Genomic DNA, 20,685 nt, shown 5'->3' with positions numbered 1-20,685 from the left:
ATAAGTAATCTGCAAGCAGGAAATTACCTATTGCAAGTTGAGGGTGAAAATTACCAATATCAAACAGAAAAAATATTAATTCATTAAAATTTAAATTATGGTAAAATTGCAGTTTCTATTAATTTGTATGCTTACTATTTTCAGCTTAAATGCTATGGATCAGGATTGGGCTCCTCATGGAACTACATGGCATTATGGTCCGTTTTGGGTAGAGCCTACTCCTGCAGATTGTTATACCTACTCTACAATGACTTCGATTGGAGATACCGTTATCAACGGTCAAGAGTCACGAATTCTAGAAATTCAAAATTTTCACGGAGATAATAATTGGGAAGGGTATCATTTTCTATATAAAGAAGATAATCGTATATATCACTATGCCGATGATTTAGATTCATTTTATGTACTGTATGATTTTAACCTTCAGGTTGGAGATACGCTGCTAATAAGAGAAGATTTTCCTGTTTATTATGATGAAGGTGGTATTACTGATAATTTAAGATTTGAAATAGTTGTAGATAGCCTTAGTTTTCGTGTAGTTAATGGCGATAGACTTATAGAGCAATTTACAAAACCGGTTTTTATAGACGGTCAAATTTACCCATTTAGTTATGTAGTTGAATCAAACAATATGAATCCATTTCGTATTCCTGTAGTAGAAAATATTGGCAGTTTACAAATATTCTTTGGTGTACAGTATTATACATTTATAGTTGGTTGCGTCGGAGGAATAAGGTGCTATGAAAGCCCGGACTTTTTCTATGAAGCACCCGGAATTGATAGTTGTGCAATTTCTTCTTCTGAGGATATTTTGATGCCTCAATTTAAATTAAAATTCTACCCTAACCCGGCTTCGGATTATATAACAATCAACATCCCCGAAGAATTGCAGAATGTTACTGTGGAAATCTATGACGTACAAAGCAGGAAAGTATTTTCTCAAAAGGTTAGCCAAGAGAAAAGCATAATAACATTGGACGGTTTAACAAGTGGTGTCTTTCTTGTAACTGTCTTGCAGAATGGTCAGGTACTTACAAGAGAAAGGTTAGTAGTTTTACAGCATTAGACTATAATTTAAAAAATGTGTTTTACACAACTTATAAAGAGCTAATAGATTGAAAATTAAAGTTTATGATGGAAAATTGAAAATGGCAAAAGTATTGGGAGCTCTAAAACCCAGTTGTCACTTTGAGCAGTAGCGAAAATACTCCCTGTTAATTTAGAGAACGCTTTCGCATCTCGTGAGTGAAATTATTGATAGTCCATTGCCCTACTCTAAAACTACAAACCTGCCCTGATATCTTTTTTCCTTGCTTTTCAGTTTTACAAAATACAAGCCCGGAATAAAACCCGAAACATCAAGCTGAATTTTACTATCATTAGTAAAACTTTCACGTCGATAAACTTCTCTTCCTGTGGCATCATAAATACTTATCCCAATCTCAGGCAAATTTTCCGGTAAAGAAATGCTTATGTGGGATTGAGTGGGATTGGGGAAAATATTTACACTATTAAAATTATCAATTGTCTCTGTAAATACAGGAATTAAATGAATTTTCTGACCACAAGTATCTATATAATCTCCGCCCTTCCATATTGCTATATGATCCACAGTATCATTGTCAATAATAGGACTATTAGTAAAAATGACCAAATTTTCTGAATAAGTTCCAACCCGCAAAACAACAGGATTAACAAAGTCGCCTTTTACTTTACAAAATTTTTCTCCATCCCAACTTACAAGCCCAAAGGCCGGTATATTCCCTGCAAATATGAAATTACCACCAATGTATAATTTATCATTTAGCTTTTGAACAGAAAACACTCTTGCATTAACCACACCTGTTATGCCACTACCAACTTTTTGCCATATTGAACCGTCCCAAACTTGAAATGAATTTCCAACATTTCCATTTGCCTCCGAAAATTGTCCGGTAGCATACAGTCTCCCTTTATACTCGATTAAGTTATCTACATAAACCAATGAGCCCGCAAAACCATTCCCCGGACTAATCCATTCTCCATTTCTATAAACAGCTACTCCCCTAATGCCTTTTTCAGGTACCGATATAGTGCCCCCTGCATATAGTTCATTTTTGAACATACCAACTTCAAATACTACGCCTTGAGAATCAATAAACGAATACTCATTTGACCAATTTGAACCATCCCACATTGCTATTTGGTTACAAGTTTGACCTCCTAAAGTATAAAAACCTCCAACAACAAATAGATTGTCTTCATATATTTTAAATTTCCAAACTGGACCGTCAGTATCAAATCCAAAACTTTCCCAATTTTGTCCATTCCATTTTGCCAAATAACTGACAGTATCATTTTCTATTACTGAAAAATTCCCTCCTACTAATATATCGTCATTGTATCGTATTACAGCATAAGGTTCTCCGTTCATTGGGCCAATATAATCCCAATCATCACCATCCCAAACTCCAATATAGTATCCTTCCTGAGGAAAAAATCCGTGAAAAGGTACATATAAAACATTTTCAACAGTATCTTCATAAACTTGAGCAAAACCACCTACTCCACCAAAGAATGAGTTTCCTATTCCTTCCCAATTGGATTGAGCTGATATTGTGAGTGGGAATAATAAAGCAAGTAATATTTTATACATATAGTGTTATTTAAAAAATCATTCCTTGACTACAAAGCTTGTATAATAGCGTTTTTCACTACTATTCAAATTTACAAAATATACACCCGGTATAAAACCCGAAACATCAAGCTGAATTTTACTATCATAAGTGAAATTTTCACGTCGATAAACTTCTCTTCCTGTGGCATCATAAATACTTATCCCTACTTCGGGCAAACTTTCCGGTAAAGAAATACTTATGTGTGATTGAGTGGGATTGGGGAAAATCTGAATTCCGGTTTGTTTTTGACTTATCTCTTCATTACTACTTGTCTCCATTGGAGTAGGAGTTATTATATCTGTACAATCTCCTACATAATCACCACCCACCCAACGAACTAACTTATTGGTGTATACGCCATTAAAGGTATCACTAGATGCCACATACAATGTATCTCTATACATGCTCATGACAGGACCAAGCAGTGAACTAAACCATATCGTACCCGGAAAACTGCACCATCGCTCTCCATCCCAAGTAGCAATATTCTTTGCCGGCAGACTATCAACAAAATGAAAGTTACCCAATACAAACAGCCTGTCATCATGCACAAACATATCCGTAACACGAGTATTGCTGAGTAGCCCGGGTTGTAGTTGTAAATCGCCTATGCTAAACCAGCGTTCACCATCCCACATCTGAATACCTTGCGCTACATTACCTTCACCTTTGTTTATAGGCCCACCTACATATAAATTATCTTTATACACTTCCATAATTGCCACATTTGTAAACCCACCCCATAAACGATCATGCTCACCTACTTTTTGCCATCCACCATCCCGGTAAACCGTCAAGTTTCCAACTTTATCTTCGAATGGAGCAAAAGTATAATTACCTCCAGCATAATACTCATCATTGTATCGCGCAATGTCTATCAAATAAGGGCCTGGATTTAATTCAGGAAAATCAAGGCTCTGCCACTGGTTTCCATCAAACCTTGCAACCTTATTTGCTTCTATACCTCCTATTTCTGAAAAATTCCCCATCGCATACAAATAGTCACCAATTACCCGAAGACGAATTATCCGACTATCTACATCAATTTCGTGCCACTGACTACCATCCCATTTGGCTATTGTATAAAAACTCTCATTATTAATTAAAGAAAAAAAGCCTGCTATATATAATTCGTCATTAAACATTACCATGCTGGTTATCACATCATTTATAGTATCTATATAAGACCAAGAATTTCCATCATATACACCAATTACTCCATCGTTTATACTGCCCCCCTGCTCAAAATAAGTGATCATACCTGCTACATACAACTTATCATTAATAGTATCTGTCAACATTGCTCGTATTTGTTGTGCTTTTAATGGTATAACTTCCGGTTCCCAATTTTGAGCAAATACACAATTACTCAACATCAAAAAACAAATAATTAACTTAATTTTTTTCATAGAAATGGGGTTAGTATCTTAATCAAAAGTTGATGTCATTTAAATTTTACTTTAAAATATACATGTAAATATATTAATATTTTCATAAAATAAATTAACAATAACTATTATTTTTAAAACTTAATATTGCTTTAATCCATGCCGGATTGATTTTAGTATTTAAGAAAATCAAGACCAAATAAAAATGGAAAGATTATGATGGAAAATTGCAAATGGAAAATGTTGGGAGAGATCTCCCCATTAATACGGAGATGCTTCCTGACGTCAGTATGACAGAAAGAAGAAAGGGTGTTCTTTTCTAAAAAAATGGCCAAGAAAGATGTTTTTATGATAAAAAATACAATATTTTCCCCTCTTTTAAACCTAAATTTTTCAAGAACACAAAACTGTCTAAATGGTTTCATGAAAAAAGTAGTCTTATAAACGCTAATATTTTAAATTTGCACTAAATTTATCTAAACAAGCTAATGGGTGCAGGGATTTTAATAATTTTCATTTCGGCCTTTTTAAGCCCTATCTTATTTAAGTGGCTCAAATACAAAGCCTCTTATGTACTGGCTTTAGTACCCCTTGGGTTTTTTACCTATCTGCTGATTAATAGTACTGCTGTCGCAGATGGCGGAAATATACAGGAAAAATATCAGTGGTTAGATGGTCTGGGAATACATTTCAGCTTTAGCATGGATGGACTAAGCCTCTTGTTTGGACTACTAATAAGCGGAATTGGAACATTAATCGTATTATACGGGGGTTCCTATTTAAAAAAATATGCTCTCATAGGTCGTTTTTTCATGTATCTGATGCTATTCATGGGCGCAATGTTAGGGCTGGTCTTTTCTAATAATTTGATGGGCATTTTTGTCTTTTGGGAAATGACAAGCCTGAGCTCTTTTTTACTTATTGGTTTTAAACACGAAGATGAAGAGTCCAGAAAGTCAGCGCTACAAGCTCTTTTAGTAACTGCAGGAGGTGGTCTGGCATTATTGGCCGGCTTAGTGCTTACCGGTTTTATTGCCGGAACCTATGATATGACGCTTTGGCCGGAAAATAATGAACTGATTCATAATCACAGCTTATATCTACCGGCTATGCTTTTGATTTTGGTGGGTTGCTTTACCAAATCAGCACAAATGCCATTTCACTTTTGGCTACCCAACGCTATGGCAGCCCCTACACCGGTTAGTGCTTATCTTCATTCAGCTACGATGGTAAAAGCCGGTATATACCTACTCGCAAGAATGACTCCAACTTTTGGTGGAACAATCGAATGGACGTATATACTAACCTTTTTCGGTGGAATAACCATGATTATCGGTGCTGTAATGGCTATTCAGCATACTGACTTGAAAAAGATTTTAGCATATACCACTATAAGTGCCCTCGGAATTTTAGTTTTACTTTTAGGAATAGGAACAACTATTGCCTTTAAAGCAGCCATGATATTTTTGCTGGCACACGCTATGTACAAAGGTGCTTTCTTCATGATTGCAGGCAATATTGACCATAAAACCGGTACCAGAGAAACGAATCGCCTGGGAGGCTTGTTTAAAAAAATGCCGCTAACCGGATTGGCAGCCATCTTTGCTGCTTTTTCTATGGCCGGACTTCCTCCATTATTCGGTTTTATAAGTAAAGAAATGCTTTATGAAGCAGCCCTTGACTCAAGTGTATTTATGTATGGAGTAACTGCTGCTGTTATTGCTTCAGGAATGATTTTCGTTTCTCTTGCTTTTTTATTGAGCTACAAGATATTCTTTACTCCACTGAAACAAACACCCTTTGAAGCCCGTGAAGTTGCCTGGCCTATGTATCTGGGTCCGGCCTTATTAGGTCTTACCGGTTTGTTAATTGGCTTTTTACCAATTATGCAAGGAGACTTTTTACTTTCAGCGGCTGCTTCAGCAATTTCTATCGAACCTATTGAAATAAAAATAAGTTTCTGGCACGGTTTCAACATTGTGCTTATCTTAAGTATAATTACTGTTATCGCAGGTTTAGCATTGCATTTTTTAACCCCGGCACTGCTAAAAATCACAAGCCCGTTAAAAAAACTAAGCTTAATCGGGCCTGAAAAGCTTTATTTTGGAGGACTAAATGGCACATTAGATTTGTCGGATAAACTTACCCGATACCTGCAAAATGGTTATCTGAGAAATTACATTTCTACAATTATATTAACTGTTACAATTCTGTGTTTATGGATAATCTTCAAAAACGGATTGTTTTATTATAACATAGCATTCCTGGATATTACCATTTATGATATTCTGCTGGGAATTCTAATCGTAGTTTCTATATGGTTTACAGTAACTACCAATATTCGCTTGGCTGCCCTTTTATCCCTGGGAATAGTCGGGTATGGAATAGCTGTTTTTTATGCAATATATGGTGGGACAGATCTTCCGATGACTCAGTTTTTGGTAGAAACCCTTACCGTAGTAGTTTTTGTTTACATCGTTTATAAATTGCCTCCCTTCATACCCCTTTCTAATAGAAGGAGGCGTCTTTTTGATGCTTCTCTATCAGTTGTTTTCGGATTAACAATGGCTGCAATAATTATTATTGTTACTGAATATCCGGGCAATTTTCAATTAAAAGAGTTTTTTGCAGAAAACAGCTATCTGTTAGGGAAGGGTAGAAATGTTGTCAATGTTATTTTAGTAGATTTCAGAGCTATAGACACTTTTGGCGAAATTGTAGTGTTAACAATAGCTGCTATAGGTGTATTTGCTTTAATTAAACTCAGACTCAGTAAAGAAAATCAAAGAATTTTAGATCGCATAACATTAAAAAATAAAAATGCTCAGGGGGAAGGTTTAAATACCATTATTCTCAAAGACTCCGGAAAAATTCTTTTTCCCATACTGATAATTTCATCCTTTTTATTACTGTTCAGAGGACATAATGAACCGGGAGGTGGTTTTATCGGTGGTCTTGTTGCGGCTTCAGCATTTATTCTATTAAACTTTTCCTTAGGTGTTGAAAAAACAAAAAAAATAGTCCCCTTAGATAGTTTAAATCTTATAATTCTCGGACTTGTTTTGGCTCTTGCCGGGGGAAGTGTCAGCCTGTTTACGGAAGGAGTCTTTTTTAAAGCAATTTTTGCTGACTTTTATCTTCCTATCATAGGCATGCCTTCAACAGTTTTAATATTCGATATAGGTGTTTATTTTGTAGTAATTGGCATCATTTTAAAAATAATATTTTCAATCGCAGATGAATAAAATATGGAGTTAGTTTTAGCCATAGTAGTTGGAAGTTTGTATGCAGCCTCGGTGTATATGTTGCTCAGACGCAGTTTAGTGCGGTTGATTATCGGCTTGATACTGCTGGGTCATGCTTCTAACTTATTTATATTTTCAATCAGCAGATTGTCCAGAGGCATTCCGCCGCTTATTGAAATAGGAGAAAATGTGCCTCCCGAAGGCTATGCAGACCCTTTGCCTCAGGCACTGATTTTAACGGCTATCGTTATTGGTTTTGGAATTCAGGCATTTGCCATTGTATTAATCAAAAGGGTATATCTGGTCGTTGGAACGGATGATTTAAATGAACTTCGATCTACTGATACCCACTAATAAAATTACACATGAAAAATATTCACTTAATTCTTGTGATTGTTTTTTTGAGCACTTCTTGCACTTCTGTTGTTTTAAATGAAGAAGGTGAAAACTATTTACAGTTACTTAAAGAAGAAACGCAAGCAGAAATTGAAATCAAAAGCGGCTTTGAAGGTCGTATAGGTCAGGAAGATCTTGAGTTTATTATTCTTGACATAGACTTTTCAGAAAATCCAAACCAAATCCAATACTATGATGATAAAGATAAATTGGAACCTATTGCTAAGCAGATTTATCTAACTACCATTAACCGAAGAAAATTTAATCGCTTTCGTGTAAATATTTTCAGTACTGATTACCGGGAAAGCTTCATCTTTGAAACAAAGAAGTTTGATAAATAAGTGGTTTTTAAAACTACCTTAATGATAAAGTATAGTTTCGATTCCCGATTTTTAACTCTGCCTTATTATCACAATTTCCCTCTCCAAAATCTATGGTTCTTTTCTTGAAGTCAGTTGGTCTGATTTCAGTTTTGCCGGTATGAACCCAGCGGCAGCCCATAGTGTAATATAAAGGCTCTTCTATTTTGGCTGTGTATTCATAATCATCTCTGTTAGTGCCTGAAGAACTTCCGGTAATTTTGTATTCATCATCAAATATAAAACCGGGTGTTTCGTCGCCTCTAACCCATTCAAAAGTATAATTTCCATTCCAGTTTATTACACTTCCATTATTCAGATTTATATTCAATTCCGGAATATTTACCTGAAAACGTTGATTTTGGCCTGCTGAGATTACCCTTTGCCCGATAACTATCTCACCATCAACATCAAAGTTATTAACACTATAATCAATAGTACTTACAGTCACACTCGTCGGAGCTTCTTTATAAGGACCGGTAAGTACAATTCTCAATTGACCGCTTCTGTTCACGCCAAACTGGTCTTCACAACCGCCGGCATAATCAACCGTAATGATAATCGGATAGCCACCGGAAGTCATCTCTACTGTACGAACCGGGCAAACACCGCTTGAAGGAGGCACTACCGTGTCCAGCTCCATTCTAATAAAGCGATCGGCAACATAAAATAAATCAAGCATGCTCGTTTCTGCCAATACATTGTCAGATGCAATTGATTTATCCCGATTCATTCGATACTTCTCACAAGATACCATGGATAGTCCTATCCCAACCAGTAAAATGTTTACAAAGAAAATTTTCCAATATTTATACATAGCTGCTCTGTTTATACTGTAATTTAAAAGCTTGTTCACTCAAACGCAAATTTAGTTTATTATGATGTAATATTATTAAAATATAACTTTTATTTAACTGAACTAATTTAAGCTTAATCTGTTAAATAAGTTGTATTACTTAATCAAAATGAAAATCTATGAGTAAAATTGGATTAGAAAAAAAGAAAGCGGAAAAAGTAGCTGATAAAATGAATGTTTTATTAGCTAATTATCACATTTACTACCAAAATCTAAGAAATTTCCACTGGAACATTACGGGTGAAAACTTCTTTGAATTACATGAAAAATTTGAAGATTATTATACTGAAACTTTAACCCATATTGATGAAATTGCCGAGAGAATTTTAACACTCGGATTTCGTCCTACCAGCAATGTATCGGACTATCTGAAAATTTCTAAAATTAAAGAAGCCGGCAAAATAATAGTTGACAAGGAAATGGTTAAAATTGTTGTAGACAATATGAATACTTTACTGGAAATTGAAAGAGAGGTGATTGAAGAAGCTGATAAAGCAGGAGATGAAGGTACACAAGATTTAATTGCTCCCTATATCAGTGGAAAAGAAAAGGATATATGGATGCTGAATGCATTCCTAAAGTAAATCCTTTGGTGTTATAATTGAAAAGAAAGTCCCGATTTTGAAAAATATCGGGACTTTTTTTTTCGTAACTTTGACTAATTTTCAAAACGTGTATAAACAAGAAGTTTCATTGTTTTGAATTCATTATAAGATTTAAATTCATGAGTACACAAACAATCAATAAAAAAGCAGATACTCCCAAAACGGAGGGAGTGTATAAACCTGTAAATAAATTAAGAATAGTAACAGCTGCCTCTTTGTTTGACGGGCATGATGCCGCCATAAATATTATGCGTAGAATTATACAATCATCAGGGGCTGAAGTAATTCACCTCGGGCATGACCGCTCTGCCGCTGAGATTGTAAATTGCGCTATACAAGAAGATGCACAGGCAATCGCGATAACCAGTTATCAGGGAGGACATACCGAGTTTTTTAAATACATGCATGATTTGCTGAAAGAAAAAAACGCAGGACATGTAAAACTATTCGGTGGTGGTGGCGGAACAATTCTACCGGAAGAAGTCAAAGAACTGCAGGATTATGGAATTACTCGTATTTATTCACCTGATGATGGAAGAACCCTCGGCTTACAGGGAATGATAAATGACCTTCTTAAACAATCGGACTTTCCAACCGGAAAAGATAAAATCAGTGACATTTCAGCTTTGAATACAGATAACAAACTATTGATTGCCAAGCTTATTTCCATTGCAGAAAATAACCCTGAAAGCTATTCCGGCTTAAAAGAAAAAATTGAAATCGCTAATAGCAAATTTGACACCCCAATTCTGGGAATAACCGGAACCGGTGGAGCAGGGAAATCTTCTTTGGTTGATGAATTGGTTAGAAGATTTCTTTTAGATTTTGAAGATAAAACGGTAGCTATCATTTCCGTTGACCCTTCCAAAAGAAAAACCGGGGGAGCACTTTTAGGCGATAGAATACGCATGAATGCAATTGACAACCCAAGAGTTTACATGCGTTCTTTGGCTACAAGACAAAGCAATCTGGCATTGTCAAAGCACATAAAAGATGCCTTACAAATTGTAAAATCTGCCGGTTTTGACCTTATTATTCTGGAAACTTCCGGAATCGGGCAATCTGATACCGAAATTATAGACCATTCTGACTTATCGCTTTATGTAATGACTCCGGAATATGGTGCTGCTACACAACTTGAAAAAATTGATATGCTTGACTTTGCAGATGTTGTAGCATTAAACAAATTTGACAAAAGAGGAGCTATGGATGCTCTGCGTGATGTTAAAAAGCAATTTAAAAGAAATCACGGACTTTGGGAAGCCAATGAGGACGATCTGCCTGTTTTTGGCACCATTGCTTCTCAATTCAACGACCCGGGCATGAACAACCTGTATCTAAACCTAATGAAAAGTATTACCCAAAAAACAGGTAAAGCCTTTAATACAGGTATGGTTTTTACAGGAGAGTTATCTGAAAAAATTCATATAATTCCACCTTCCAGAGTTCGCTATTTATCTGAGATAGCTGAAACGATTAATCGTTATGACTCAAAAGCCCGGGAACAAGCTGAAATTGCTGAAAAAATGCAGCACCTGGAAGAAACACAATCTTTACTGGAAAAACACGGAACTAAAGATTCAATTCAAACTAAAGAAATAGAAAATTTGATAAGTTCTTTAAAAGAACAGTTGCTCCCGGATGTTAGAAAAATTTTGGAAAATTGGGATGAAGAAAACGAACGATATAAAAATGACACCTATGTATATCAGGTAAGAGGAAAAGATATTAATGTTAAAACGCATAATAAATCTTTATCTCAGCTTGACATACCTAAAATTGCAACCCCTAAATACAGATCCTGGGGTGACAGAATCAAATGGGCAAAGCAGGAAAACTTTCCGGGAAAATTTCCATATACTGCGGGGGTATTCCCATTCAAACGTGAGGGAGAAGATCCTGCCCGTATGTTTGCCGGAGAAGGAAGTCCTGAAAGAACAAACAGAAGGTTTCATTATGTCAGTACTGACATGCCGGCCAAGAGGCTCTCTACAGCATTTGACTCAGTAACTCTTTATGGACGTGATCCGGATCACAGACCTGATATTTACGGAAAAATTGGAAACTCAGGGGTATCTATCTGTTGTCTGGATGATGCAAAAAAATTATATTCCGGATTTAATCTGGCCGACCCAAAAACTTCAGTTTCCATGACCATTAACGGTCCGGCTTCAATATTAACCGGCTTTTTTATGAATGCCGCCATAGATCAACAATGCGAGATTTACATAAAACAAAATGGACTGGAAGATGAAGTAAAGCAAAAAATGAAAAAGTATTTTGCTGACAAGGGAATCTCACAACCGGTATATACAGGTACTTTACCACCCACAAATGATGGTCTTGGCCTAATGCTCTTAGGCATTACCGGAGACAAAGTGCTTCCGGCAGATGTGTATGAAAAAATAAAGATTAACACCTTAAGTGCTGTTCGCGGAACCGTACAGGCAGATATCTTAAAAGAAGATCAGGCACAAAATACCTGTATTTTCTCAACTGAATTTTCACTAAAGCTAATGGGTGATGTGCAATCTTACTTTATTGAAAATAATGTAAGAAATTTTTATTCTGTTTCTATTTCAGGATATCACATTGCAGAGGCTGGTGCAAATCCTATCACTCAGCTGGCTTTTACACTTGCCAATGGATTTACTTATGTTGAGTATTATCTTTCCAGAGGAATGGATATAAATAAATTTGCTCCGAATCTTTCTTTCTTTTTCTCAAATGGTATTGACCCGGAATATGCTGTAATAGGCAGGGTTGCCAGAAAAATATGGGCTAAAGCTTTAAAAGAAAAATACGGTGCTGACAGCCGCTCTCAAATGCTTAAGTATCACATTCAGACAAGTGGCAGATCGCTTCATGCTCAAGAGATTGATTTTAATGATATCAGAACTACTTTACAGGCGCTTTATGCTATTTTTGACAACTGTAACTCTCTGCATACCAACGCTTATGATGAAGCAATCACTACTCCAACTGAGGAATCCGTCAGAAGAGCTCTTGCAATTCAATTAATAATTAACAAGGAATTAGGCCTGGCTAAAAATGAAAATCCGATTCAGGGATCTTTTATCATTGATGAATTAACCGATTTAGTTGAAAAAGCTGTTCTTTTAGAATTTGACAGAATTACAGAAAGAGGTGGAGTATTAGGAGCTATGGAGACCATGTATCAAAGAGGAAAAATTCAGGAAGAAAGCCTGTATTATGAAACTTTAAAGCATACCGGAGAATTTCCAATTATTGGTGTGAATACTTTTCTTTCATCAAAAGGCTCTCCAACAGTACTTCCCGGTGAAGTAATCAGAGCTACTAAAGATGAAAAAGAACAACAAATTAAAAATCTGCAAACTTTACATAAGTTATACGCTGAAGAGCAAAATGAGGTAATAAACAAACTTAAAGAAGATGCGCTAAAAAATAAAAATCTCTTTACAAGTCTCATGAATATTACAAAGTATGCTTCACTTGGTCAGATTACAAAAGCGCTTTTTGAAATCGGAGGGCAATACAGAAGGAATATGTAAACTTTCTTTTGTGTAAAGAAACTCTGTTGTGTCTGCTTAGCTTAAACTACTTTTTCGTCAAATATTAAGAAGGTAGTTTACGTTAAAAGTACTGTATTCAAAATGTAAAAGTCAAAATTGTAATTTCATACATAATTTCAGGATCCAAAAAATGGCATTATGAAAAAAATATTTTTCACTCTCTTTTTCGTATTTAGCATCTCGGGGCTTTATGCTTCCTATATTTTAATCCCGATGGATGATAGTCAGCGGGAACATCTTAAAGCTTACGGTATCGCATACTGGGTCTTAGAAAAAGATGTTAAAGTTGACTGGCTGTTAAACTATCGCGGAGGAAGTTTTGCTTTCCGCCGGGTTGATGCATTTGAAAGAGAATGTCGGTTACGTGGAGTTAATTACGAAATAGTGCCTTCAGCAGCTTACACCCGAATAGTTCAGGAAATTAGTCATCCTGAGGCTAATATGGATGTTATTCAATTAGAAACGCCGCCTAAAATTGCCGTTTATTCACCCAAAACCGCACAGCCCTGGGACGATGCCGTAACATTAGCATTATCTTATGCTGAGATTCCTTACGATGTAATTTATAATGATGAGATTCTTTCAGATGAATTGCCGAAATATGATTGGCTACACTTACACCATGAGGATTTTACAGGGCAATACGGAAAATTTTATCGTGCGTACAGACATGCTCAATGGTATAAAGATCAGGTTGCTGATTTGGAAAGTATGGCTCAGAGAAATGGTTTCAGTAAGGTTTCTGACATGAAATTAGGTGTTGTTTTAAAAATAAGAGACTTTGTCTCCGGTGGTGGTTTTATGTTTGCTATGTGTTCCGCTACCGATACTTATGACATTGCACTTGCCGCAAAAAATGTAGATATAGTAGACTATATGTTTGATGGTGACCCTCCTGATCCACAGGCTCAGGAAAAGCTTGATTTTTCGAATACACTTGCATTTAAAGACTTTCAGTTACGAATGGATCCATACGAGTATCAACATTCAACTATTGATGCAAACTTCAGAAGACCTCAGGTACGTCAAGAAATGGATGTATTTACTTTATTTGAATTTTCTGCCAAGTGGGACCCGGTTCCAACAATGTTAACCCAAAGTCATAAAAGGGTAATAAAAGGATTTATGGGGCAAACTACTGCTTTCCGAAAAGATCACATTAAGCCGAATGTTACCATTTTAGGAGAAAATGCCGGTTTAAATGAAGCAAAATATATACACGGTACTTTTGGTTACGGCATGTGGACTTTCTACGGTGGTCACGACCCTGAAGATTATCGTCACTTTGTTGGAGACCCGCCTACAGATTTAAGCTTACACCCAACCTCACCCGGTTACCGCTTGATTTTAAACAATGTATTGTTTCCTGCTGCAAGAAAGGAAAAGCGAAAAACATTAATTGATGAACAGATAAGCCCCGTTGAAACCATTAGCTTGAAATAAATCATATTGAAGTTTGGTTTTTATTTCTAAACTATCAATTATCAGCTTTAATCTTTTCCGAAAGTTACTGAATGAAACTTTCAGCTTAATATTTTAATCAGGACTGAATAAGTTCTTCTTTGAATAAAGAAAACTTAATTTGTAAACAACAGGATAAATCCAATTTGAAAACCGTAATGATCCAATCTGTCATTAATGAAATCATCAAGCTCATATAATTGGCCGGCAGCATCAAACTTCCTTACTGAATAATTGATACTATGACGAGAGCCCATCACTTCAGTATAAGAAAGATTTACCCCGTATTTCTGCAGAAAAAATAGTTGCAGACCGGCGCTATAGCCCAAATATCCAAAAGTTCCGGAGCGGGGTCTGTAAGATACTTCTACATATTTATTAGTGATTTCATTATACTGCAGATCAATCTCCGGAATGTTCATTGTCCTCAAACCGGCTTTCCCTTTAGCATAAAGATTAATTACCCAATCTTCCGAACCAAGTTGTAGCGGTAAATTCAATAATAAATTTAACCCAAACTTAGAAGATGCATAATTCTTTTCCCGCTGCATAAAATTTGCACCGCTATACTCAAAAAAAGCATCCTGATTAAAACCGAAGTTATTATACTCATAGTTAAAGCCTATGCCAATTCCATGAGAAATAATATAATTTATATCTGCACCAATCAAAAATCCATTTTTAGCAAATAATCCATTTTCTGATGAACTGCTGAATCTTTCACCCGGGAATAATGGCCCCGCACTTATCATTAAGTACGGTTGTTTATCCAGATAATTAATGTTAGCCTGGGAAAATAAAGCTTTTCCAAAAAATAGAAACAAAATGATAAATAAAAACTGCTTTTTCATAATTACTATTTTCTATTTAATAACTCATGTATAAGTCAATAAAAACATCTTTTAAGACAGGTACGTGTTCAATCTGAAAATATGCTTTCGGATAAAAATTATTTTGAATTGCATAGGGGGAAAGCGTGATTTCATAAAGAAATTCAGGGGGTTCATCCGTTCTTTCTCTTAAAATCACAAACTTAAATACTTCATTTTGGCCGTAGTTTACAAAGTCAAAGAAATAGCCTCCCGGAAAATGTTGAGATGCTCTGAATTTTACCGGATAACTACTTGGAGTTCTGGCATTTGTAGCTCCAACAAAAGTAGTGTTATGGTAGACCTCTATGTAAATAAGTCTGTTTCTGTATTGAGAAGGCAACATTAAATTGATAGAATCTATGAAAATTCTTTGTGGTGCCGGGCTGATAAATATTTGTTGTGTTACTTCATCATATGTGCCATCAGTACATGTCCCTTTCAGTTTAACGGTATACTGTCCGGAATTTTGAAATATATGTACCGGGTCATCATCATTATCCTGACTACCATCACCAAAATCCCAGGCAAAAATATTGGCTCCGGAAGAAAAGTTAGAAAATTCTATTTTGTTTGGCGCAAAATTATTGTTATTAAAATGAGTATAAGCAAATCCGGCTTCAACGGGTATAGATGTTTGAGAAAGCTCCGGTACTTCAAGGACAGCTGTATCTGCACCTACCTCGTTTGATATAACCAAAGTGATAGTATAATCACCTGGAGTTTGGTAGATATGAGTCGGGTTTTGTTCAATAGAAGTTGTTCCGTCACCAAAATCCCATAGATAATTAACATTACCAAGTAGATTTTCTGTTTGTTGAAAAAAGGTAACCGGATAAGGTGGTGAGCAATTCTTAATAACTGAAGTCAAACTTACAATTTCAGGTGGTGAAGGGGATTCTGTAAAATAAGTCCAGCCCCTTACCGGATCCTTGGTACATTGAGTTAATGAAAAAATTGCAAGAATAGATAACACGGCAAAAACACTAAAACTCTTAAATGATTTTTTACACTCACTTTTTTGAATACATTTCATTAGAATACTTTTTTCGTTTTTAATGTGACTTATATTTTTAAGTATAGATTGATGACATTATCAAAATACATGCCAAATCAATACAATACTATAATTCATTTTAGAATAGCTAAAAGCTGATTCAATATAAAATACAAATTTAAGAACTATTTATGACCTATAATTATTTGCAAAAAAATAGTTGATAGCTTGACTATCAAAGGTATGATAAATATCAGATTATGCAATTTTTACACTTTACTTTGGAGATTAAATTTTCCTCAGTCATTTATTTGTTAAAAAAAATCCAAGTATAGGAATGATGTATGCATTTTTAAACTATTCGTCACTATTCTGTTATAAATTATTGTTAAAAGAACTCATAACGAATCTTGACTGAACAAAAAAATGATATTTTCAACTATTCAATTGATAGACTTTTGGATTTTGAGCGGGCATAGACTTTTAATTTTTTTAACTTAAGTTTTTACTAATTACTCTCAATCCGGTAAACTCCGCCGTCAGACTGATCGGTAATAAAATATATAAAACCATCCGGACCTTGTCTTACATCTCTAACTCTACCTACCAATTCGGAAAACAAAACTTCAACATGAACTACTTCATCATTTTGTATAACAATCCTTTTGATTTCTTCTCTGAGTAAAGAACCCGCAAATAAATTTCCATTCCAATTTTCAAACACATCACCGGTATAAAAAGTCAGGCCTGATGGTGCCATAGATTCTTCCCAAATATAATAAGGACTTTGAACCCCCGGGTTATTTTGAGAAACCCCAATGGGTTGTTTAGTGGAATATTCCACGCCATAGGCAACATATGGCCAGCCATAATTATTCCCCATAGACACTTTATGAAGTAAATCTCCACCATAAGGACCATGTTCTGTTGACCATATTTCATTTGTTTCAGGACAAATCGCAATTCCCTGATTATTACGGTGGCCAAAAGAGAAAATCTCAGGTCTAATATTACCGGGTGGCATTCCAATAAACGGATTATCCTCCGGAATGCTGCCATCATCCATAAGTCTGATAAATGAACCAATTGGATTTGTTAAATCCTGAGAAGGTGATCTCAGACCTCTGTCTCCAATTGAAAATATAACTGTTCCATCTCCCGGAAAAACAATTCTTGAACCATAATGTCTCCCGGGATTTGTTCTTGGCATTTGAACATATAAAAATTCAGTATCCTTTAATTCATAATTATCAAAATCAATTCTTGATCTTACTAAAGCCGTACCGGTACCGTAATCATCATCTGAGACAACTGCATCAGCATCACCCGGACTGGACAAAGTATAGTAAATCCATCCATTTTCCTGATAATTCGGGTGAGGGACTACATCTAATAAACCTCCCTGATTACCACCCTGAGGAGCTGTTAATTGGTCTTCGTCAGTATCTATTACAGGTAAATTCCCAAGTTTATGAACATTATCATTGGTTACTAAATACATACTTCCGGGTCTTTCAGTTATAATCATCATGTCTTCAGACAGCCAGTTTACTGCCCATGGATGTTCTAAACCTTCGACTACTTTTACTATTTTAAAACTTTCCTGTTCACTTTCTATATTTGCTTTAACAACTTCATTTACAATATTAACATTCGCATATACAGTGGATGTTAAGAATATTAATGCAGATATGGATAAAAAATAATTTAATACTCTCATGTTATAGGGTTTTATGTTTTATGTAATTTTTATTTACAATTTAAACATATATTCACTAATAAAGTTCATCAGTGGGATTAAATTGTATTAGAAGAGCTGATTACACACAGATTAAGTGTGAAGACATTGAGGAAAAGAAGAGAAGTATATACATAAAAAAAGCCTGTAACTTAGAGCTACAGGCTTTTACATAAAGGGTTGGCGACGACCTACTCTCCTGTTTTGTGTAATTGGTCACCCACTTCTAAATTTTTGTTTCATGAAGTAGTTTTTAATTTGCTGTATGCACCTACCAACATTTACAGAATCAGGGTTTTAAAATAATAGAACATTCGAACAATTAAACTATCGAATAGTGAAGTAAATTGAAAGAAAAAAAGAAACCGATTAATTTTAGTAACATTCTAATTTCTAATTTCTTCATTCAGATGTTCTATTATTCAAGTCACCATTCCTGTTTTTTTGCAATGGGTCTCTCAAAATCAAGAATTTTTGTCCGTATAGTACAGATTATCAATATAGGAATTTTGGGGTATCAACGTCATAGACAAAATAAAAAGAAGAGAAGTATATACATAAAAAAAGCCTGTAACTTAGAGCTACAGGCTTTTACTTTAAAGGGTTGGCGACGACCTACTCTCCCACCCTTTCGGGCAGTACCATCGGCGCTGTGAGGCTTAACTTCTCTGTTCGGAATGGGAAGAGGTGAGCCCTCACGCTATAGTCACCATATATAACTTTAACATATTGAGGAAAAGATAACATTCTATTTAAATTATGGAAAGCTTACGGGTAATTAGTATTACTCGGCTTTGACATTACTGCCTTTACACCTGTAACCTATCTACGTGATCATCTCTCACGACCCTTAAAAGAAATCTCATCTTGAGGTGGGCTTCGTGCTTAGATGCTTTCAGCGCTTATCCCTTCCGAACATAGCTACCCTGCGGTGCAGCTGGCGCCACAACAGGTACACTAGAGGTTCGTCCGATTCGGTCCTCTCGTACTAGAATCAGATCCCCGCAAATTTCTAACGCCCGCAACAGATAGAGACCGAACTGTCTTGCGACGTTCTGAACCCAGCTCGCGTGCCACTTTAATGGGCGAACAGCCCAACCCTTGGGACCTTCTCCAGCCCCAGGATGTGACGAGCCGACATCGAGGTGCCAAACCTCCCCGTCGATATGAGCTCTTGGGGGAGATCAGCCTGTTATCCCCGGCGTACCTTTTATCCTTTGAGCGATGGCCCTTCCATACGGAACCACCGGATCACTATATCCGTCTTTCGACCCTGTTCGACTTGTCAGTCTCACAGTCAAGCACCCTTGTGCTATTGCACTCAACGCACGGTTACCAAGCGTGCTGAGGGTACCTTTGAAAGCCTCCGTTACTCTTTTGGAGGCGACCACCCCAGTCAAACTACCCACCAAACACTGTCTTCCGTTCCCGGAATTAGATTCCAGGCAAGCAAAGGGTGGTATTTCAAGGTTGACTCCACGACTCCTGGCGAAGCCACTTCATAGTCTCCCACCTATCCTACACATTACTTACCCAAAACCAATGTTAAGTTGCAGTAAAGGTGCACGGGGTCTTTCCGTCCCGTTGCGGGTATCCGGCATCTTCACCGGAATTACAATTTCACCGAGCTCATGGCTGAGACAGTGCCCAGATCGTTACACCATTCGTGCAGGTCGGAACTTACCCGACAAGGAATTTCGCTACCTTAGGACCGTTATAGTTACGGCCGCCGTTTACCGGGGCTTCAGTCAAGAGCTTCGCACTTACGCACTAACCCCCTTCCTTAACCTTCCGGCACCGGGCAGGTGTCAGACCATATACTTCATCTTTCAATTTCGCATAGTCCTGTGTTTTTGTTAAACAGTCGCCTGGGCCTCTTCACTGCGGCCTGATTCTTACATCAGGCGTCTCTTCTCCCGAAGTTACGAGACCATTTTGCCGAATTCCTTAGCCATGATTCACTCGAGCACCTTAGGATTCTCTCCTCGACTACCTGTGTCGGTTTACGGTACGGTTATCTATTACCTGAAGCTTAGCAGGTTTTCTCGGAAGTCTGATTACAGCCATTATCCGATTGTCCGAAGACGCTCGGTACTGTCTAGTTTCAGCATGCTATACGTACTTTACTATATAACATATACCTACTCTATTCAACGTACTATTCCGTCAGTACGCAGGCCTTTCACTACTTCGTCACTGCATCGCAGTAATAGATAGTACTGGAATATTAACCAGTTACCCATCGAATGCCCCTTGCGGGTTATCCTTAGGATCCGACTAACCCTGATCCGATTAGCGTTGATCAGGAACCCTTAGTCTTTCGGTGGACGGGTTTCTCACCCGTCTTATCGTTACTTATGCCTACATTTGCTTTTCCAATCTCTCCATCTATCCTCGCAGATAAACTTCGCCGATATTGGAATGCTCCCCTACCTCTCCATATAATTAAATATGAAAAACATAGCTTCGGTAATGTGCTTTATGCCCGATTATTTTCCGCGCTTGTCCACTCGACTAGTGAGCTGTTACGCACTCTTTAAATGAATGGCTGCTTCCAAGC

General features: G+C 36.5%; 13 protein-coding genes and 2 rRNA genes. 7 read left to right on the top strand and 8 right to left on the bottom strand.

The window, feature by feature from the left end:
* Positions 1 to 97: 97 nt before the first annotated feature.
* A complete protein-coding gene (locus EA412_11830) occupies positions 98 to 1,066 on the top strand; it encodes a T9SS C-terminal target domain-containing protein (GenBank protein TVR77200.1) in 969 nt (322 codons plus the stop codon).
* A gap of 204 nt (positions 1,067 to 1,270) precedes the next feature.
* Here the strand turns inward: EA412_11830 and EA412_11825 are convergent, their stop codons facing one another.
* Together EA412_11825 and EA412_11820 are read right to left on the bottom strand one after the other, a co-directional pair.
* On the bottom strand, positions 1,271 to 2,635 hold the full coding sequence (locus EA412_11825; GenBank protein ID TVR77199.1) for a T9SS C-terminal target domain-containing protein: 1,365 nt from the start codon (positions 2,633 to 2,635) through the stop codon (positions 1,271 to 1,273).
* Between the two features lie 18 nt (positions 2,636 to 2,653).
* Positions 2,654 to 4,066, bottom strand: a complete 1,413-nt coding sequence (locus EA412_11820) for a T9SS C-terminal target domain-containing protein (protein TVR77198.1) — start codon at positions 4,064 to 4,066, stop codon at positions 2,654 to 2,656.
* Between the two features lie 467 nt (positions 4,067 to 4,533).
* On the opposite strand from EA412_11820, the gene EA412_11815 reads away from it, so the two are divergent.
* The 3 genes from EA412_11815 to EA412_11805 are packed head-to-tail and all read left to right on the top strand — an operon-like array spanning position 4,534 to position 8,027.
* The gene (locus tag EA412_11815; protein TVR77197.1) at positions 4,534 to 7,290 is read left to right on the top strand and encodes a putative monovalent cation/H+ antiporter subunit A; all 2,757 of its coding nucleotides are present in this window, start codon (positions 4,534 to 4,536) and stop codon (positions 7,288 to 7,290) included.
* A gap of 3 nt (positions 7,291 to 7,293) precedes the next feature.
* Positions 7,294 to 7,644: a Na+/H+ antiporter subunit C gene (locus tag EA412_11810; GenBank protein ID TVR77196.1), complete on the top strand. Its 351-nt coding sequence runs from the start codon at positions 7,294 to 7,296 to the stop codon at positions 7,642 to 7,644.
* Positions 7,645 to 7,655: 11 nt separating this feature from the next.
* The gene (locus tag EA412_11805; protein TVR77195.1) at positions 7,656 to 8,027 is read left to right on the top strand and encodes a hypothetical protein; all 372 of its coding nucleotides are present in this window, start codon (positions 7,656 to 7,658) and stop codon (positions 8,025 to 8,027) included.
* 13 nt (positions 8,028 to 8,040) lie between these two features.
* Here the strand turns inward: EA412_11805 and EA412_11800 are convergent, their stop codons facing one another.
* Positions 8,041 to 8,901, bottom strand: a complete 861-nt coding sequence (locus EA412_11800) for a hypothetical protein (GenBank protein ID TVR77194.1) — start codon at positions 8,899 to 8,901, stop codon at positions 8,041 to 8,043.
* Between the two features lie 119 nt (positions 8,902 to 9,020).
* Here EA412_11800 and EA412_11795 point away from each other — a divergent pair, with 119 nt between their 5' ends.
* The 3 genes from EA412_11795 (at position 9,021) to EA412_11785 (ending at position 14,503) form a co-directional block, all read left to right on the top strand.
* A complete protein-coding gene (locus EA412_11795) occupies positions 9,021 to 9,485 on the top strand; it encodes a DNA starvation/stationary phase protection protein (protein ID TVR77193.1) in 465 nt (154 codons plus the stop codon).
* A gap of 140 nt (positions 9,486 to 9,625) precedes the next feature.
* The gene (locus EA412_11790) at positions 9,626 to 13,039 is read left to right on the top strand and encodes a methylmalonyl-CoA mutase (GenBank protein TVR77192.1); all 3,414 of its coding nucleotides are present in this window, start codon (positions 9,626 to 9,628) and stop codon (positions 13,037 to 13,039) included.
* Positions 13,040 to 13,198: 159 nt separating this feature from the next.
* Complete coding sequence (locus EA412_11785; GenBank protein TVR77191.1) at positions 13,199 to 14,503, top strand: asparagine synthetase B; 1,305 nt, start codon at positions 13,199 to 13,201, stop codon at positions 14,501 to 14,503.
* Between the two features lie 134 nt (positions 14,504 to 14,637).
* On the opposite strand, the gene EA412_11780 is transcribed toward EA412_11785, so the two are convergent.
* The 5 genes from EA412_11780 to EA412_11760 form a co-directional block, all read right to left on the bottom strand.
* A complete protein-coding gene (locus EA412_11780; GenBank protein TVR77190.1) occupies positions 14,638 to 15,372 on the bottom strand; it encodes a hypothetical protein in 735 nt (244 codons plus the stop codon).
* 16 nt (positions 15,373 to 15,388) lie between these two features.
* Positions 15,389 to 16,426 carry a PKD domain-containing protein gene (locus tag EA412_11775; GenBank protein TVR77189.1) on the bottom strand — a complete coding sequence of 346 codons (1,038 nt, stop codon included), beginning with the start codon at positions 16,424 to 16,426 and terminating at the stop codon, positions 15,389 to 15,391.
* Between the two features lie 469 nt (positions 16,427 to 16,895).
* The gene (locus tag EA412_11770) at positions 16,896 to 18,107 is read right to left on the bottom strand and encodes a PQQ-dependent sugar dehydrogenase (GenBank protein ID TVR77188.1); all 1,212 of its coding nucleotides are present in this window, start codon (positions 18,105 to 18,107) and stop codon (positions 16,896 to 16,898) included.
* A 620-nt stretch (positions 18,108 to 18,727) separates the two neighbouring features.
* Positions 18,728 to 18,839, bottom strand: a 5S ribosomal RNA gene (gene rrf / locus EA412_11765).
* Between the two features lie 44 nt (positions 18,840 to 18,883).
* Positions 18,884 to 20,685: ribosomal RNA gene (locus tag EA412_11760) — 23S ribosomal RNA — on the bottom strand; the annotation flags it as partial.

This window comes from Chitinophagaceae bacterium, from assembly GCA_007695095.1.
Classification (GTDB): Bacteria; Bacteroidota; Bacteroidia; order Chitinophagales; family REEL01; genus REEL01.
This window is presented reverse-complemented; position numbering and strand designations above follow the sequence as displayed.

Coding starts and splice junctions, on each gene's coding strand:
- EA412_11830 (TVR77200.1), top strand. CDS start 98: ATGGTAAAATTGCAGTTTCTATTAATTTGTATGCTTACTATTTTCAGC.
- EA412_11825 (TVR77199.1), bottom strand. CDS start 2,635: ATGTATAAAATATTACTTGCTTTATTATTCCCACTCACAATATCAGCT.
- EA412_11820 (TVR77198.1), bottom strand. CDS start 4,066: ATGAAAAAAATTAAGTTAATTATTTGTTTTTTGATGTTGAGTAATTGT.
- EA412_11815 (TVR77197.1), top strand. CDS start 4,534: ATGGGTGCAGGGATTTTAATAATTTTCATTTCGGCCTTTTTAAGCCCT.
- EA412_11810 (TVR77196.1), top strand. CDS start 7,294: ATGGAGTTAGTTTTAGCCATAGTAGTTGGAAGTTTGTATGCAGCCTCG.
- EA412_11805 (TVR77195.1), top strand. CDS start 7,656: ATGAAAAATATTCACTTAATTCTTGTGATTGTTTTTTTGAGCACTTCT.
- EA412_11795 (TVR77193.1), top strand. CDS start 9,021: ATGAGTAAAATTGGATTAGAAAAAAAGAAAGCGGAAAAAGTAGCTGAT.
- EA412_11790 (TVR77192.1), top strand. CDS start 9,626: ATGAGTACACAAACAATCAATAAAAAAGCAGATACTCCCAAAACGGAG.
- EA412_11785 (TVR77191.1), top strand. CDS start 13,199: ATGAAAAAAATATTTTTCACTCTCTTTTTCGTATTTAGCATCTCGGGG.
- EA412_11780 (TVR77190.1), bottom strand. CDS start 15,372: ATGAAAAAGCAGTTTTTATTTATCATTTTGTTTCTATTTTTTGGAAAA.
- EA412_11775 (TVR77189.1), bottom strand. CDS start 16,426: ATGAAATGTATTCAAAAAAGTGAGTGTAAAAAATCATTTAAGAGTTTT.
- EA412_11770 (TVR77188.1), bottom strand. CDS start 18,107: ATGAGAGTATTAAATTATTTTTTATCCATATCTGCATTAATATTCTTA.